Raw genomic sequence first — 14130 nt, forward strand, 5'->3', positions numbered from 1 at the left:
GATCAGGCGACGGGGACGCGGACGAGCCCGCGCGCCTCGAGGGCGGAGACGATCCGCTCGGTGATCTCGTCGAGGGTGCCCACACCGTCGACCGGCACGACGAGGTCGCGCGTCTCGTACACGCCGAGGATGGGCGCCGTCTCGCGTTCGTAGATCGCCAGGCGGTTCGCGATGACCTCCTCGGTGTCATCGCTGCGTCCCTGCTCGGCAGCACGGCCCGCGATGCGCGAGATGCTCTCCTCACGCGGCACATCGAGCAGGATCACGGCGTCCAGCTCCTCGTCGCGTCCTTCGAGGAACTCGTCGAGGTGCATGACCTGGGCCACGTTTCGGGGGTAGCCGTCGAGCAGGAAGCCGCCTTCGGCGTCGCCCTGCGAGAGACGCTCACGCACCACGGCGCTGGTCAGCTCGTCGGGGACCAGGTCGCCCGCCTCGATGATGGCCTTGACCTGGCTGCCGAGGTCCGAGCCATCGGCGACGGCGGCGCGGAACACGTCGCCCGTCGAGATGGCCGGGACGCCGAACGCCTCGGCGATGCGGATGCCCTGCGTGCCCTTGCCCGAACCCTGCGGGCCGACGATCAGAAGTCGCGTCATCGGAGGAGCCCTTCGTAGTGGCGCTGCTGCAGCTGCGCGTCGATCTGCTTCACCGTCTCGAGACCCACGCCGACGATGATCAGGATCGAGGCGCCGCCGAACGGGAAGTTCTGGTTGGCGCCGACCGTCGCGAGGGCGATGAGTGGCAGGAGCGCGATCAGACCGAGGTAGATCGAGCCCGGGAGGGTGATGCGCGTGAGCACGTAGTCCAGGTACTCCGCCGTGGGCCGTCCGGCACGGATGCCGGGGATGAAGCCGCCGTACTTCTTCATGTTGTCGGCGACCTCGACCGGGTTGAACGTGATCGCGACGTAGAAGTAGGTGAAACCGACGATGAGGAGGAAGTACAGCGCCATGTACAGCGGGTGGTCGCCGCGCACGAGGTACAGCTGGATCCAGGCGACCCAGGCCGGAACCTCTTCGCCCGCCTGCGGCTGGTTGAACTGCGCGATGAGCGCCGGGATGTACAGCAGCGATGAGGCGAAGATGACGGGCACGACGCCGGCCATGTTGACCTTGATCGGGATGTACGTGTTCGTGCCGCCGTATGTGCGGCGTCCGACCATGCGCTTGGCGTACTGGACCGGGATGCGGCGCTGCGACTGCTCGACGAAGACGACGAGCGCGACGACGACGATGCCGACGGCCAGGACGAGCAGGAAGACCTCGAAGCCCTTGGACTGCCAGATCGCCCACATCGAGGCAGGGAACGCTGCGGCGATCGAGGTGAAGATCAGCAGCGACATGCCGTTGCCGATGCCGCGCTCGGTGACGAGCTCGGCGAACCACATGATGAGGCCGGTGCCGGCGGTCATCGTGATGATCATGAGCAGCTGAGCCCACCACACGTCGTTCGTGAGGAGGTTCTCGCACTCGGGAACACCGGTGGTCCCGAAGAGCTGGCCGCTGCGGGCGACGGTGACGAGCGTGGTCGACTGGAGCAGTGCGAGCGCGATCGTGAGGTAGCGCGTGTACTGCGTCAGCCTGGCCTGGCCCGCCTGGCCCTCCTTGTAGAGGGTCTCGAAGTGCGGGATGACGACGCGCAGCAGCTGCACGATGATCGTCGCCGTGATGTACGGCATGACGCCGAGGGCGAAGATCGACAGCTGGAGGAGGGCGCCGCCGGAGAAGAGGTTCACCAGCGAAAGGAGGCCCTCGGTGCCGGCGGACTGCCGCAGACACGACTGCACGTTCGGGAAGTCGACGAACGGCGCAGGAACGTGCGCGCCGAAGCGGTACAGGGCGATGATCGCCAGGGTGAATGCGATCTTCCGCCGAAGGTCGGGTGTGCGGAAGATCCGCGCGATGGCGCTGAACAAGAGGATTCCTCCAGAGGGGGCGTCGGCACGCAGACGTACCGACGTCCAGGGTAACCCAGTGGGGGCCGGAGCAAGCTCCGGCCCCCACTGTGTGCGTATTACTTGACGGCGCCGCCCGCGGCGACGATCTTCTGCTCGGCCGAAGCCGAGACCTTGTCGACCGACACGTTGAGCTTCACCGAGATGTCGCCGGTGCCGAGCACCTTGACCTTCTCGTTCTTGCGCACTGCACCCTTGGCGACCAGGTCGCCGATGGTGACGTCGCCACCAGCGGGGTACAGCTCCGCGAGCTTGTCCAGGTTCACGACCTGGTACTCGACGCGGAACGGGTTCTTGAAGCCGCGGAGCTTCGGGGTGCGCATGTGCAGCGGCATCTGCCCACCCTCGAAGCCGACCTTGACCTGGTAGCGGGCCTTCGTACCCTTGGTACCGCGACCCGCCGTCTTGCCCTTCGAGCCCTCACCGCGACCGACACGGGTCTTCGCGGTGTTGGAGCCGGGGACCGGACGAAGGTGGTGCACCTTGAGCACGCCCGGGCGCGAAGCCGGAGCATCCTTCTTGGGAGCAGCCTTCTTCGCCGGCGCAGCCTTCTTCGCGGGGGCCTTCTCAGCCTTGTCCGCCTTGGCGGCGGACGCCTTCGCGGGGGCCTTCTTCTCGGCGGCAGCCTTGGGAGCAGCAGCCTTCTTCGGGGCCTTCTCGGCCTCGACGGCGTCGTTCTTCTCAGCCATCAGTCGATCTCCTCAACCTTCACGAGGTGTGCGACGGTCCGGACGTAGCCGCGCGTCTGCGCGTCGTCGGGGCGGACGACCGAGTCGCCGATCCGCTTCAGACCGAGCGAACGCAGCGTGTCACGCTGGTTCTGCTTCTCGCTCACCTTGGACTTGACCTGCGTAACCTTCAGGCGCGCAGCCATCAGACACCTGCCTTCGCAGCGGCCGCGGCCTCAGCCTCGGCACGGACGAGACGGGCGGGGGCGACCTGGTCGAAGTCGAGACCGCGACGCGCGGCGACCGCACGGGGCTCCTCGAGCTGCTTCAGGGCCTCCACCGTCGCGTGGACGATGTTGATCGTGTTCGACGAGCCGAGCGACTTCGACAGCACGTCGTGGATACCGGCGCACTCGAGGACGGCACGCACCGGGCCACCGGCGATGACACCGGTACCGGCGGCGGCGGGGCGCAGCAGCACCACACCGGCAGCGGCCTCACCCTGCACGGGGTGCGGGATGGTCGAGCCGACACGCGGCACGCGGAAGAAGTTGCGCTTGGCCTCTTCGACACCCTTCGAGATCGCCAGCGGCACCTCGCGGGCCTTGCCGTAGCCGACGCCCACCACACCGTTGCCGTCGCCGACGACGACGAGCGCGGTGAAGCTGAAGCGACGACCACCCTTGACGACCTTCGACACGCGGTTGATGGTGACGACGCGCTCGAGGAACTGGCTCTCGTTGCGATCGCGACCACCGCGGTCACCGCGGGTCTGGTTGCGCTCGCGCCCACCGCGGCGCGGCTCGCGCTCGCGCTCGGCGGGAGCCGTCGCGGCGGCGTCGGCCGGAGCCTCGGCAGCAGCCTGCTCGGTCACGATGTTCTCCTTGTTGTCACTCACAGGTTCAGACCTCCCTCGCGGGCGCCGTCGGCGATCGCCGCGACACGGCCGGCGTAGCGGTTGCCGCCACGGTCGAACACGACGTCCGAGACGCCGGCGGCCTTCGCGCGCTCGGCGACGAGTTCGCCGACCTTGCGGGCCTTGGCGGTCTTGTCACCGTCGAACGTGCGCAGACCGGTCTCGAGCGTCGAGGCCGATGCCACGGTGTGGCCCTTGCTGTCGTCCACGACCTGCACGAAGACGTGGCGGGCCGAACGGGTGACGACGAGGCGCGGACGCAGCTCGGTGCCGACGACCTTCTTGCGGAGGCGGGCATGACGGCGCGAACGCGCCTGGGTCTTTGTCTTGACAGCCATGGTTACTTACCACTCTTTCCGGCCTTGCGACGAACGACCTCGCCGGCATACCGCACACCCTTGCCCTTGTACGGCTCGGGCTTGCGGATCTTGCGGATGTTGGCGGCGACCTCGCCGACCGCCTGCTTGTCGATGCCGCTCACGGTGACCTTGTTGTTGCCCTCGACGGTCAGGGTGATGCCGGCGGGCGGGTCGACCAGCACCGGGTGCGAGAAGCCGAGGGCGAACTCGATCGAGCTGCCCTTCTGCGCGACACGGTAACCCGTGCCGACGACCTCGAGACCCTTGGTGTAGCCCTGGGTGACACCGATGATGTTGTTGTTGATGAGCGTGCGGGTCAGGCCGTGCAGCGAACGCGAGGCGCGCTCGTCGTCGGGACGGGTCACGACGACCTGTGCCTCTTCGACCTTGACTTCGATGGGACGGGCCACGGTGAGCAGGAGCTCGCCCTTGGGGCCCTTGACGGCGACATCCTGGCCATCGACCGAAACGGTCACGCCGGCGGGGATGTCGATCGGAAGACGACCGATTCTCGACATGTCAGATCACCACACGTAGGCGAGGACTTCCCCACCCACGCCCTTCTGCTCTGCCTGACGGTCCGTGAGAAGACCGGAGGAGGTGGACAGGATCGCGACGCCGAGGCCGCCGAGGACGCGGGGGATCTCGGTCGACTTCGCGTACACGCGCAGGCCGGGCTTCGAGACGCGCTTGATGCCGGCGATCGACCGCTCGCGGTTCGGGCCGTACTTGAGCGTCAGGGTGAGGGTCGAGCCGACGCGGGCGTCGCTGACCTCCCACGCGGAGATGTAGCCCTCCTGCTTGAGGATCTCGGCGATGTGGGTCTTGAGCTTGGAGCTCGGCAGCGACACGGAGTCGTGGTGCGCCGAGTTCGCGTTGCGCAGACGGGTCAGCATGTCTGCGACCGGGTCTGTCATTGTCATTTCTTGATTCCTTTGTTCACGAGGTATCGGCAGGCGTTACACGCCGGACGACCTTCCATGATTGCCATGTTCAGTTATGGGATCCGGATGCCTCGACCCGCGCGCACGCGCCCGGGTCGAGGCATCCGATTCAGGAATTACGCCTGCGCGTCGTCCGACTTGAACGGGAAGCCCAGGGCGCGCAGGAGTGCGCGGCCCTCGGCGTCCGTCTTCGCCGTCGTCACGATGGTGATGTCGAAGCCGCGGACGCGGTCGATCTTGTCCTGGTTGATCTCGTGGAACACGGACTGCTCCTGGAGACCGAAGGTGTAGTTGCCGTGACCGTCGAACTGGGCGCCCGACAGGCCGCGGAAGTCACGGATGCGGGGCAGCGCCAGGTTGACGAGGCGGTCGATGAACTCCCACGCGCGGTCGCCACGGAGGGTGACGTGCGCGCCGATGGCCTGACCCTCACGCAGCTTGAACTGCGCGATGGACTTGCGGGCCTTGGTCACGACCGGCTTCTGACCGGTGATCTTGGTGAGGTCGTCGACCGCACCATCGATCACCTTGCTGTCGCGAGCTGCCTCGCCGACACCGGTGTTCACGACGACCTTGACCAGGCCGGGGATCTGCATGACGTTGGCGTAGCCGAACTCGTCCTGCAGAGCCTTCTTGATCTCGCCGTTGTACTTCTGCTTCAGGCGGGGCTGGATCTTGCCAGCCTCCACGGCAGTGGTGCTGCTCATGTTCAGAGGTCCTTGCCTGACTTCTTCGCGTAGCGCACGCGGACGGTGCGCTTCACGCCGTCCTTGGTCTGCTCCTCGACACGGTGGCCGACGCGGGTCGGCTTCTTGGTCGAGGGGTCGACGACCTGGACGTTGGAGATGTGGATGGGGGCTTCCATCGTCTCGATGCCGCCCGTCTTGGTGCCGCGCTGCGACTGACCGACACGGTTGTGCTTCGTGACGTAGTTCACGCCCTCGACGATGACGCGGTTCTGCTCGGCGAGGATCTCGAGGACCTTGCCCTGCTTGCCGCGGTCGCCGCCCTTGTCCTGCTTCTTGCCCGTGATGACCTGAACCAGGTCACCCTTCTTGATCTTGGCCATGTGGTCAGATCACCTCCGGTGCGAGCGAGACGATCTTCATGAACTTCTTGTCACGAAGCTCACGACCGACCGGTCCGAAGATGCGGGTGCCGCGGGGCTCCCCGTCGTTCTTCAGGATGACGGCGGCGTTCTCGTCGAACTTGATGTACGACCCGTCGGGACGACGGGTCTCCTTCTTGGTGCGAACGACGACGGCCTTGACGACGTCGCCCTTCTTGACGTTGCCGCCCGGGATCGCGTCCTTGACGGTGGCCACGATGATGTCACCGAGACCCGCGTAACGGCGGTTCGAGCCACCGAGAACGCGGATGGTGAGCAGCTCCTTGGCGCCCGTGTTGTCGGCGACCTTGAGGCGGGACTCGTTCTGAATCACTTGGCCTTCTCCAGGATCTCGACCAGACGCCAGCGCTTGGTGGCGCTGAGCGGGCGGGTCTCGTTGATGAGGACGAGGTCGCCGATGCCGGCGGAGTTCGTCTCGTCGTGCGCCTTCACCTTGGAGGTGCGGCGGATGACCTTGCCGTAGAGCGGGTGCTTCACGCGGTCCTCGACCTCGACGACGATGGTCTTGTCCATCTTGTCGCTGACGACGTAGCCACGGCGGGCCTTGCGGTAGCCACGGGCGTCGGCGTCGCGAACGTCGTGCTCGCCGTGCTCGACCTCAGCGGCCTGCTTCTTGTCAGCCATCACTCGGCCTCTTCCTTCGCGGCCTCGTCAGCGGCATCCGCCTTCTTGGCCTTCGTCTTCTTCGCCTTCGTCGCGGTCTCCAGCGGCGCGGGCGTGGCACGGATGCCGAGCTCGCGCTCACGGATCACGGTGTAGAGCCGCGCGATGTCGCGCTTGACCGCGCGGATGCGGCCGTGGCTCTCGAGCTGGCCGGTCGCCGACTGGAAGCGCAGGTTGAACAGCTCTTCCTTGGCCTTGCGCAGCTCCTCGACGAGGCGCTGGTCTTCGAACGTGTCGAGCTCGCTCGGAGCGAGCGTCTTGGTGCCGATCGCCATTACGCGTCGCCCTCCTCGCGCTTGATGATGCGTGCCTTGAGAGGCAGCTTGTGGATGGCACGGGTCAGGGCCTCACGAGCGAGTTCCTCGTTGACGCCGGCGACCTCGAAGAGGACGCGACCCGGCTTGACGTTTGCGACCCACCACTCGGGCGAACCCTTACCGGAACCCATGCGGGTTTCGGCCGGCTTCTTGGTGAGCGGACGGTCGGGGTAGATGTTGATCCACACCTTGCCGCCACGCTTGATGTGACGGGTCATCGCGATACGAGCGGACTCGATCTGACGGTTCGTCACGTAAGCGGGCGTGAGGGCCTGGATGCCGAACTCACCGAACGACACCTTCGTGCCACCGGTGGCCTGGCCCGAGCGGCCGGGGTGGTGCTGCTTGCGGTACTTGACCTTGCGGGGGATGAGCATTACGCCGACGCTCCTTCTGCCACGGGGGCCTCGTTGCGGCGGTCGCCGCCACGCTCGCCGCGGTCGCCACGCGGGCCGCCACGGCGGTCGTCACGACGACGGTCCGACTTGGGCGCGTTGGCCTGCTCGCGAGCGAGCTCCTTGTTGGTGAGGTCGCCCTTGTAGATCCAGACCTTCACGCCGATGCGGCCGAAGGTGGTCTTCGCCTCGTAGAAGCCGTAGTCGATGTTCGCGCGCAGCGTGTGCAGCGGCACACGACCCTCGCGGTAGAACTCCGAGCGGCTCATCTCGGCGCCGCCGAGGCGGCCGGAGACCTGGATGCGGACGCCCTTGGCGCCGGCGCGCTGAGCGCCCTGCAGGCCCTTGCGCATCGCGCGACGGAACGCCACGCGAGCGGTGAGCTGCTCGGCGATGCCCTGCGCGACGAGCTGAGCGTCGGCCTCGGGGTTCTTGACCTCGAGGATGTTCAGCTGGATCTGCTTGCCGGTGAGCTTCTCGAGGTCGGCGCGGATGCGCTCGGCCTCGGCGCCGCGGCGACCGATCACGATGCCCGGACGGGCGGTGTGGATGTCGACGCGAACGCGGTCACGGGTGCGCTCGATCTCGATGTTGCTCACGCCGGCCCGGTCGAGCTGGGTCTGCAGGAGCTTGCGGATGCGGATGTCCTCGGCGACGTAGTCGGCGTAACGCTGGCCGGGCTTCGTCGAGTCCGAGAACCAACGCGACACGTGGTCGGTCGTGATGCCGAGGCGGAAGCCGTACGGGTGGACTTTCTGTCCCATTACTTGCTCGCCTTCTTGCTCTTGGCAGCCGGTGCCGTCTCCGCGACCTCGGGGGTCGAGAGCACGACGGTGATGTGGCTGGTGCGCTTCTTGATCTGGAAGGCACGACCCTGCGCGCGGGGCTGGAAACGCTTGAGCGTCGTGCCCTCATCGACGTACGCGTTCTTCACGTACAGGTCCTGCTCGTCCAGGTACTCGCCGTCCTTGTCCGCCTTGACGCGAGCGTTCGCGATCGCGGCGGCGACGAGCTTGTAGATCGGCTCGCTCGCACCCTGCGGTGCGAACTTGAGGATGGCCAGGGCCTCCTCAGCCTGCTTGCCCTTGATGAGCGCAACGACACGACGAGCCTTCTGAGGGGTCACGCGGATGTGTCGCACGCGTGCGATGGACTCCACCATTTCTCTCTCCTCTGCCCCCGCGTCAGCGGCGGCGGCCCTTCTTGTCGTCCTTCACGTGGCCGCGGAAGGTGCGGGTGGGCGCGAACTCGCCCAGCTTGTGGCCGACCATGGTCTCGGACACGAACACGGGGATGTGCTTGCGTCCGTCGTGCACGGCGATGGTGTGACCCAGCATGGCCGGGATGATCATCGAACGGCGCGACCAGGTCTTGATGACGTTCTTGGTGCCGGCTTCGTTCTGGACGACGACCTTGCGAAGCAGGTGCTCGTCGACGAAGGGGCCCTTCTTAAGGCTGCGAGGCATCTTCCTCTACTCCTACTTCCGCTTCTTGCCGGCGTTGCGACGACGGACGATGTACTTGTCGCTTTCCTTGTTCGCGTGACGGGTGCGGCCTTCGGCCTGACCCCACGGCGAAACCGGGTGACGACCACCGGAGGTCTTACCCTCACCACCACCGTGCGGGTGGTCGACCGGGTTCATGGCGACACCGCGGACGGTCGGGCGGATGCCCTTCCAGCGGTTACGGCCGGCCTTGCCCCAGTTGATGTTCGACTGCTCGGCGTTGCCCACCTCGCCGACGGTCGCGCGGCAGCGCGCGTCGACGTTGCGGATCTCGCCCGAGGGCAGACGCAGCTGGGCGTAGGGGCCGTCCTTCGCCACGAGGCGAACCGACGCACCGGCCGAGCGGGCCAGCTTCGCGCCGCCGCCGGGGCGGAGCTCGATCGCGTGGATCACGGTACCGGTGGGGATGTTCTTCAGCGGCAGGTTGTTGCCCGGCTTGATGTCGGCCGACGGACCCGACTCGACGATGTCGCCCTGCGACAGCTTGTTCGGCGCGATGATGTAGCGCTTCTCGCCGTCGAAGTAGTGCAGCAGCGCGATGCGCGCGGTGCGGTTGGGGTCGTACTCGATGTGAGCGACCTTGGCGTTGATGCCGTCCTTGTCGTTACGACGGAAGTCGATGACGCGGTACTGACGCTTGTGGCCACCACCGATGTGACGCGTGGTGATGCGGCCCTGGTTGTTGCGGCCACCGGTCTTGCTGAGCGGGCGGAGGAGCGACTTCTCAGGCGTCGATCGGGTGATCTCGGCGAAGTCGGCCACCGACGAGCCGCGGCGACCCGGGGTCGTGGGCTTGTACTTGCGAATAGCCATATCTCTAGTCCTCTATCCCGACCGTCAGCCGACTGCCGTGAAGATGTCGATGGTGCCCGACTTCAGGGTCACGATGGCGCGCTTGGTGTCCTTGCGCTTGCCCGTGCCGAAGCGGGTGCGACGGGCCTTGCCCGTGCGGTTGAGCGTGTTGACCGCTGCGACCTTGACGCCGAAGATCTTCTCGATGGCGAGCTTGATCTCGGTCTTCGAGGCACGGGGGTCGACGAGGAAGGTGTACTTGCCCTCGTCGATGAGCCCGTAGCTCTTCTCCGAAACGACCGGCTTCAGGATGATGTCGCGCGGGTCCTTGTTGACGGCGGTCATGCCGAGGCCTCCTCGGTGACGGCGCTCTTCGACGCGACGAACGCGTCGTAGGCGGCCTTGGTGAAGACGATGTCGTCCGAGACGAGCACGTCGTAGGCGTTGAGCTGGTCAGCCGGCAGCACGTGGGCGAACGCGATGTTGCGGACGCTGAGGACGCTGATGTCGTCCGAGCGGTCCACGACCACGAGCACGTTCTTGGTGGCGCCGAGACCGGCCAGGACCGCAGCAGCGGCCTTGGTCGACGGAGCACCCTCGATGCCGAACGACTCCACGACGTGGAGACGCTCGCCGCGAGCACGGTCGCTGAGCGCGCCCAGCAGGGCGGCCGCGATCATCTTCTTGGGGGTGCGCTGCGAGTAGTCGCGCGGCTTCGGGCCGTGGACGATGCCACCACCGGTCATGTGCGGCGCGCGGATCGAGCCCTGACGGGCGTTACCCGTGCCCTTCTGCTTGAAGGGCTTGCGGCCGGCGCCCGAGACCTCACCGCGACGCTTGGTCGAGTGGGTGCCCTGGCGAGCCGCCGCGAGCTGCGCGACGACGACCTGGTGGATGAGCGGGATGTTCGTCTTGACGTCGAAGAGATCGGCGGGCAGCTGGACGGAGCCAGCCTTCTTGCCGTCTGCCTTCACGACGTCGAGCGCGAGAGTCGAGTCAGCCATGAGATCAGGCACCCTTCACTGCGTTGCGGACGTAGACGATGCGGCCGCGAGCACCGGGGACGGCGCCCTTGACGAGCAGCAGACCCTTCTCGGCGTCGATGGCGTGCACCTTGAGGTTGAGAACGGTCACGCGCTCGCCACCCATACGGCCGGCCATGCGCATGCCCTTGAAGACGCGGCTCGGGGTCGACGAGGCGCCGATCGAGCCGGGCTTGCGGTGGTTGCGGTGCGCACCGTGCGAAGCGGAGACACCCTTGAAGTTGTGACGCTTCATGACACCCGCGGTGCCCTTGCCCTTGCTGGTGCCGACGACGTCGACCAGCTGGCCGGCCTCGAACGTGCCGTCCACCGTGAGCTCCTGACCGAGTGAGTAGTCAGCGGCGTCCGCGGTGCGGATCTCGGTGAGGTGACGGCGCGGGGTGACACCCGCGGCCTCGAAGTGGGCCGTGAGGGGCTGGTTCACCTTGCGGGGGTCGATCTGCCCGTAGCCGATCTGCACGGCCTTGTAGCCGTCCTTCTCGGGGGTGCGAACCTGGGTGACCACGTTCGGGGCGATCTCGATGACGGTGACGGGAACGAGCTTGCCGTTCTCATCCCAGACCTGGGTCATGCCGAGCTTCGTGCCCAGCAGGCCCTTGGAAACCTTGTTGTTGATGTCAGCCATGTCGAACCTCAGAGCTTGATCTCGATGTTGACATCGGCCGGGAGGTCGAGACGCATGAGCGAGTCGACAGCCTTGGGCGTCGGATCGATGATGTCGATCAGACGCTTGTGGGTGCGCATCTCGAAGTGCTCGCGGCTGTCCTTGTACTTGTGGGGAGAACGGATCACGGCGATCACGTTCTTCTCCGTCGGAAGGGGCACGGGGCCCACGACCGTCGCGCCCGCACGGGTCACGGTGTCGACGATCTTGCGCGCCGACGAGTCGATGACCTCGTGGTCGTACGACTTCAGGCGAATGCGGATCTTCTGTCCCGCCATTGTCTGCTCACTCTCTTTCTCGCGTCATACCCCTGTGGCATTGGACGCACGTGGCGCAAAGCGCCATGGCACTTCTGCACCGCTTACGCAGTGCGTGCTGCACCGCTGTTCTGCTGTCAATCCGGGTGCCGCGCCGAAGCGCCGCGTCCCGGCATCCGTCCTCCCCCGCGCGCGAAGCAAAGCTCCGCCCGAGGTGGATTCGTGATGTGGTGGTTCTGCTGCCCGCGGCCTAGGACCCTGCGCGTCTGCGCTGCCTATGCACTGCCCTGGCAGTGATCCGACGCACGCCAAGAGGGGCGTCGGAATGTGGAACCTCACTAGTCTACGTGCAGCCCGGGCGTGTCGCAAACTCGGGCGTGTCGCGACGCGGGTATGCTCGGCCGTTTCTCAGGAGGGTTCGCAGGATGGATGCTGCACCCCTATGCGAGAGGGCGGTCGCGCTGTGCGCGACCGCCCTCTCTGCCTATCTATTGAGGCGTCACTCCGCGCTCGCCTGGCGGCGGCGGTAGGCCGCGAAGGCGACCGTCGCGATGCCGGCGAGGAGCACGGCACCACCCGCGACCGCGAACATCGGGCTGATGCCGCCACCCGTGACCGCGAGGGCCTCGGGGTCGGTCGACGCCGGCGTGCCGGTGGTCGGGGTCGACGGGTCGTCGCCACCGCCGACGGGCGGGTTCGCGCAGACCGCAGAGGCCTCCGGGTAGAAGACCTCGGTCGAGTACGACGGGTTCACCTCGAAGCGCACCGTCACACCCTTGCGGGTCCAGTCGTAGTTGCCGTCCGTCTTGACGTACTCACCGTTCACGAGCTCCCAGCCGGGCCACATCTTCGGCGCGACGTTCGAGGCACCGGGCCACAGCAGCGTGCCACTGAGAGGCTGGTTGTCGGCCACGAAGTTCTCGCCGCCCTCGGTCGGATTCACGAAGGTGATGGTGACGGGGTTGCCGTCCACGGTCTCGAAGCCCTCGGGCAACGAAACCTCGTAGCCGAGGAACGGAACATCGCCGACACACACCGACTCGATCTCACCGGGAACCAGGTCGCAGGCCTCGCCGATCTCCTCGCTGGTGAGGTCACGGGTCTGGGTCTCCTCCGTCTTGGTGACGGTGGGCACCGCGGTCCCCTCGTCGTTGTAGGCGTAGGTCGTCGTGGTCTTCTCGCGCGTCTGCGTGACGGTCGTGTCTCCGCACACCCACTCGCCGTCCTTCCACTCGGAGTGCTTCGGGTCCTCGACGGGCAGAGGGCATTCCTTCTTCTCCGCCGCCGTCATCGGGCGCTTCTCGTCCTTGGCCGTGGTCTCGGGCGTGCCGAGCACCCACTTCTCGCCGTTCCAGGCGAAGGGGGTGATCGTCGTGGTGGTGGTCGTGCTGACCGAGGTGCTGGTGCAGTCGTAGGTCGACGCCGGGGTGATCGTCTTCACCGGGTCAGGCTGACCCGGTCGGCAATCCTCGCTGGTGGGTGAGAGCTTCGTCAGACTCGGCACCTTCCACGTGATCTGAGCGCCCTCGGTGAAGACAGTGCGGTCCTTGGGGGCAGCGGTCCAGGTCGTCGAGCCGTCCTCGTTCTTCGTGGAGGTCCAGTTCGCGTCGTCGCTCGGGGTGACCGAGCCATCGGCCGCGCACGTCGGCGCGGTGTACGACAGCGAGGGGGTCACGACCGCCGGGGGCGCGTCCTCTTCGCCGCACTCAAGGTCGGGCCACGTGTCCGTCTCGTTCGTCTGGACGAAGGAGATCGTGTACGCGTCGGTCGGGATCAGCGCCGAGTACTTCCAGTTGATGACACCCGACTTCACCTCGGCCTTAGTGAGTGGCCGCGTCGATCCGTCGGAGAAACGCAGGCCCAGCGTGTTCCAGCCACCCTGGATGTTCTGGTCCACGTAGGCGTTGACCTGCTTGTCCTTCGCGTAGCTGATGTTGATGTGGTCGCCGTTCTTCAGCGCCCGGTGGTAGTCGACGACGATCGCGGTGCAAGTGAGATCCTGCGACGGCGCCTCAGGCTGCGGGGTGTCGGGCGTCTTGCCCTTGCAGACGATCCAGTGAGACACGTCCGCCTGGTTGTTCTTGTTGGGCGGCGACGCGTACGCGACCCCCGCCTTCGGGTGCACGATCACGTTGTTGTAGTCGGATCCGCCCTTGATGACGAGCAGCTCCCAGTGATCGCCGTACCAGTCCTTGCCGTAGGCGTTCAGTGTGACGGTCTTGCCGCCGTCGGTGATCTTCCCGTGGCTCGTGCTCCCCTTGGCCGAGTAGCACACCGCGCCGTGGTCGGCGTAAAGCTTGGCCCAGTAGTCCGTGTGGTTCGTCTCGGAGCTCCACGGCTCCAGCTTTCCGACCTCGCCCTTGAGCACCGGCTCGGTCGCCGTCGCGCCGGCGGTCACCAGAGGCGCCACCACGAGTGCGGCAGCGACCAGCGCCCCAGCCAATGCTTTCCATGTTCGCTTGAGCAATGCAGGCACAGCGTCCTCCCCTATTCGGCGCCGAGGCGCCGTCCCAGCGGCACGCCG

Annotated in this window: 23 protein-coding genes; all 23 read right to left on the bottom strand. The window is 66.6% G+C overall.

From position 1 onward, the window contains the following. Positions 1–2: 2 nt before the first annotated feature. Positions 3–596 carry an adenylate kinase gene (locus ASF40_RS17640; RefSeq protein WP_056371371.1) on the bottom strand — a complete coding sequence of 198 codons (594 nt, stop codon included), beginning with the start codon at positions 594–596 and terminating at the stop codon, positions 3–5. Further along, positions 593–1915: a preprotein translocase subunit SecY gene (gene secY, locus ASF40_RS17645; protein ID WP_056371373.1), complete on the bottom strand. Its 1323-nt coding sequence runs from the start codon at positions 1913–1915 to the stop codon at positions 593–595. Before secY ends, ASF40_RS17640 begins: the two co-directional genes overlap by 4 nt. A gap of 98 nt (positions 1916–2013) precedes the next feature. Beyond that, the gene (rplO, locus tag ASF40_RS17650; RefSeq protein ID WP_082497159.1) at positions 2014–2643 is read right to left on the bottom strand and encodes a 50S ribosomal protein L15; all 630 of its coding nucleotides are present in this window, start codon (positions 2641–2643) and stop codon (positions 2014–2016) included. Then, complete coding sequence (gene rpmD / locus ASF40_RS17655) at positions 2643–2828, bottom strand: 50S ribosomal protein L30 (RefSeq protein ID WP_018171461.1); 186 nt, start codon at positions 2826–2828, stop codon at positions 2643–2645. Before rpmD ends, rplO begins: the two co-directional genes overlap by 1 nt. Continuing rightward, positions 2828–3520, bottom strand: a complete 693-nt coding sequence (gene rpsE, locus ASF40_RS17660) for a 30S ribosomal protein S5 (protein WP_056371379.1) — start codon at positions 3518–3520, stop codon at positions 2828–2830. The genes rpmD and rpsE overlap by 1 nt, the downstream gene beginning before the upstream one ends. Next, positions 3517–3876 (bottom strand): 50S ribosomal protein L18, encoded by a 360-nt coding sequence (gene rplR / locus ASF40_RS17665; protein WP_056371381.1) that lies wholly within the window; start codon positions 3874–3876, stop codon positions 3517–3519. The genes rpsE and rplR overlap by 4 nt, the downstream gene beginning before the upstream one ends. A 2-nt stretch (positions 3877–3878) precedes the next feature. After that, a complete protein-coding gene (gene rplF, locus ASF40_RS17670; RefSeq protein ID WP_056371383.1) occupies positions 3879–4415 on the bottom strand; it encodes a 50S ribosomal protein L6 in 537 nt (178 codons plus the stop codon). A 6-nt stretch (positions 4416–4421) separates the two neighbouring features. Continuing rightward, positions 4422–4820, bottom strand: a complete 399-nt coding sequence (gene rpsH, locus ASF40_RS17675; RefSeq protein WP_045301501.1) for a 30S ribosomal protein S8 — start codon at positions 4818–4820, stop codon at positions 4422–4424. Between the two features lie 137 nt (positions 4821–4957). Further along, positions 4958–5548: a 50S ribosomal protein L5 gene (rplE, locus tag ASF40_RS17680; protein WP_056371384.1), complete on the bottom strand. Its 591-nt coding sequence runs from the start codon at positions 5546–5548 to the stop codon at positions 4958–4960. A gap of 2 nt (positions 5549–5550) precedes the next feature. After that, positions 5551–5910, bottom strand: a complete 360-nt coding sequence (rplX, locus tag ASF40_RS17685; RefSeq protein ID WP_056371387.1) for a 50S ribosomal protein L24 — start codon at positions 5908–5910, stop codon at positions 5551–5553. A 4-nt stretch (positions 5911–5914) separates the two neighbouring features. Beyond that, positions 5915–6283: a 50S ribosomal protein L14 gene (gene rplN / locus ASF40_RS17690; RefSeq protein WP_056371389.1), complete on the bottom strand. Its 369-nt coding sequence runs from the start codon at positions 6281–6283 to the stop codon at positions 5915–5917. Further along, on the bottom strand, positions 6280–6594 hold the full coding sequence (gene rpsQ, locus ASF40_RS17695; RefSeq protein WP_056371390.1) for a 30S ribosomal protein S17: 315 nt from the start codon (positions 6592–6594) through the stop codon (positions 6280–6282). The genes rplN and rpsQ overlap by 4 nt, the downstream gene beginning before the upstream one ends. Next, positions 6594–6908: a 50S ribosomal protein L29 gene (rpmC, locus tag ASF40_RS17700; RefSeq protein ID WP_045301493.1), complete on the bottom strand. Its 315-nt coding sequence runs from the start codon at positions 6906–6908 to the stop codon at positions 6594–6596. Before rpmC ends, rpsQ begins: the two co-directional genes overlap by 1 nt. Beyond that, positions 6908–7327: a 50S ribosomal protein L16 gene (gene rplP, locus ASF40_RS17705; RefSeq protein WP_018171451.1), complete on the bottom strand. Its 420-nt coding sequence runs from the start codon at positions 7325–7327 to the stop codon at positions 6908–6910. The genes rpmC and rplP overlap by 1 nt, the downstream gene beginning before the upstream one ends. After that, positions 7327–8109 carry a 30S ribosomal protein S3 gene (gene rpsC, locus ASF40_RS17710; RefSeq protein ID WP_045301490.1) on the bottom strand — a complete coding sequence of 261 codons (783 nt, stop codon included), beginning with the start codon at positions 8107–8109 and terminating at the stop codon, positions 7327–7329. The genes rplP and rpsC overlap by 1 nt, the downstream gene beginning before the upstream one ends. Then, positions 8109–8507 carry a 50S ribosomal protein L22 gene (gene rplV, locus ASF40_RS17715; RefSeq protein WP_045301488.1) on the bottom strand — a complete coding sequence of 133 codons (399 nt, stop codon included), beginning with the start codon at positions 8505–8507 and terminating at the stop codon, positions 8109–8111. Before rplV ends, rpsC begins: the two co-directional genes overlap by 1 nt. Positions 8508–8529: 22 nt before the next feature. Beyond that, entirely contained in the window at positions 8530–8811 is a 282-nt protein-coding gene (gene rpsS / locus ASF40_RS17720) for a 30S ribosomal protein S19 (protein WP_045275479.1), read from the bottom strand. 12 nt (positions 8812–8823) lie between these two features. Then, entirely contained in the window at positions 8824–9663 is an 840-nt protein-coding gene (gene rplB, locus ASF40_RS17725) for a 50S ribosomal protein L2 (RefSeq protein WP_045301487.1), read from the bottom strand. A 24-nt stretch (positions 9664–9687) separates the two neighbouring features. Then, positions 9688–9987 carry a 50S ribosomal protein L23 gene (gene rplW / locus ASF40_RS17730; RefSeq protein WP_045301485.1) on the bottom strand — a complete coding sequence of 100 codons (300 nt, stop codon included), beginning with the start codon at positions 9985–9987 and terminating at the stop codon, positions 9688–9690. Then, on the bottom strand, positions 9984–10646 hold the full coding sequence (gene rplD, locus ASF40_RS17735; protein ID WP_056371392.1) for a 50S ribosomal protein L4: 663 nt from the start codon (positions 10644–10646) through the stop codon (positions 9984–9986). Before rplD ends, rplW begins: the two co-directional genes overlap by 4 nt. A 4-nt stretch (positions 10647–10650) precedes the next feature. After that, positions 10651–11310 (bottom strand): 50S ribosomal protein L3, encoded by a 660-nt coding sequence (gene rplC / locus ASF40_RS17740; protein WP_045301481.1) that lies wholly within the window; start codon positions 11308–11310, stop codon positions 10651–10653. An 8-nt stretch (positions 11311–11318) separates the two neighbouring features. Beyond that, on the bottom strand, positions 11319–11627 hold the full coding sequence (rpsJ, locus tag ASF40_RS17745; protein ID WP_018171443.1) for a 30S ribosomal protein S10: 309 nt from the start codon (positions 11625–11627) through the stop codon (positions 11319–11321). A 478-nt stretch (positions 11628–12105) separates the two neighbouring features. Next, a complete protein-coding gene (locus ASF40_RS17750; protein ID WP_157549766.1) occupies positions 12106–14049 on the bottom strand; it encodes a hypothetical protein in 1944 nt (647 codons plus the stop codon). Positions 14050–14130 lie beyond the last annotated feature (81 nt).

This window comes from Microbacterium sp. Leaf288 (genome assembly GCF_001422925.1).
Taxonomy (GTDB): domain Bacteria; phylum Actinomycetota; class Actinomycetes; order Actinomycetales; family Microbacteriaceae; genus Microbacterium.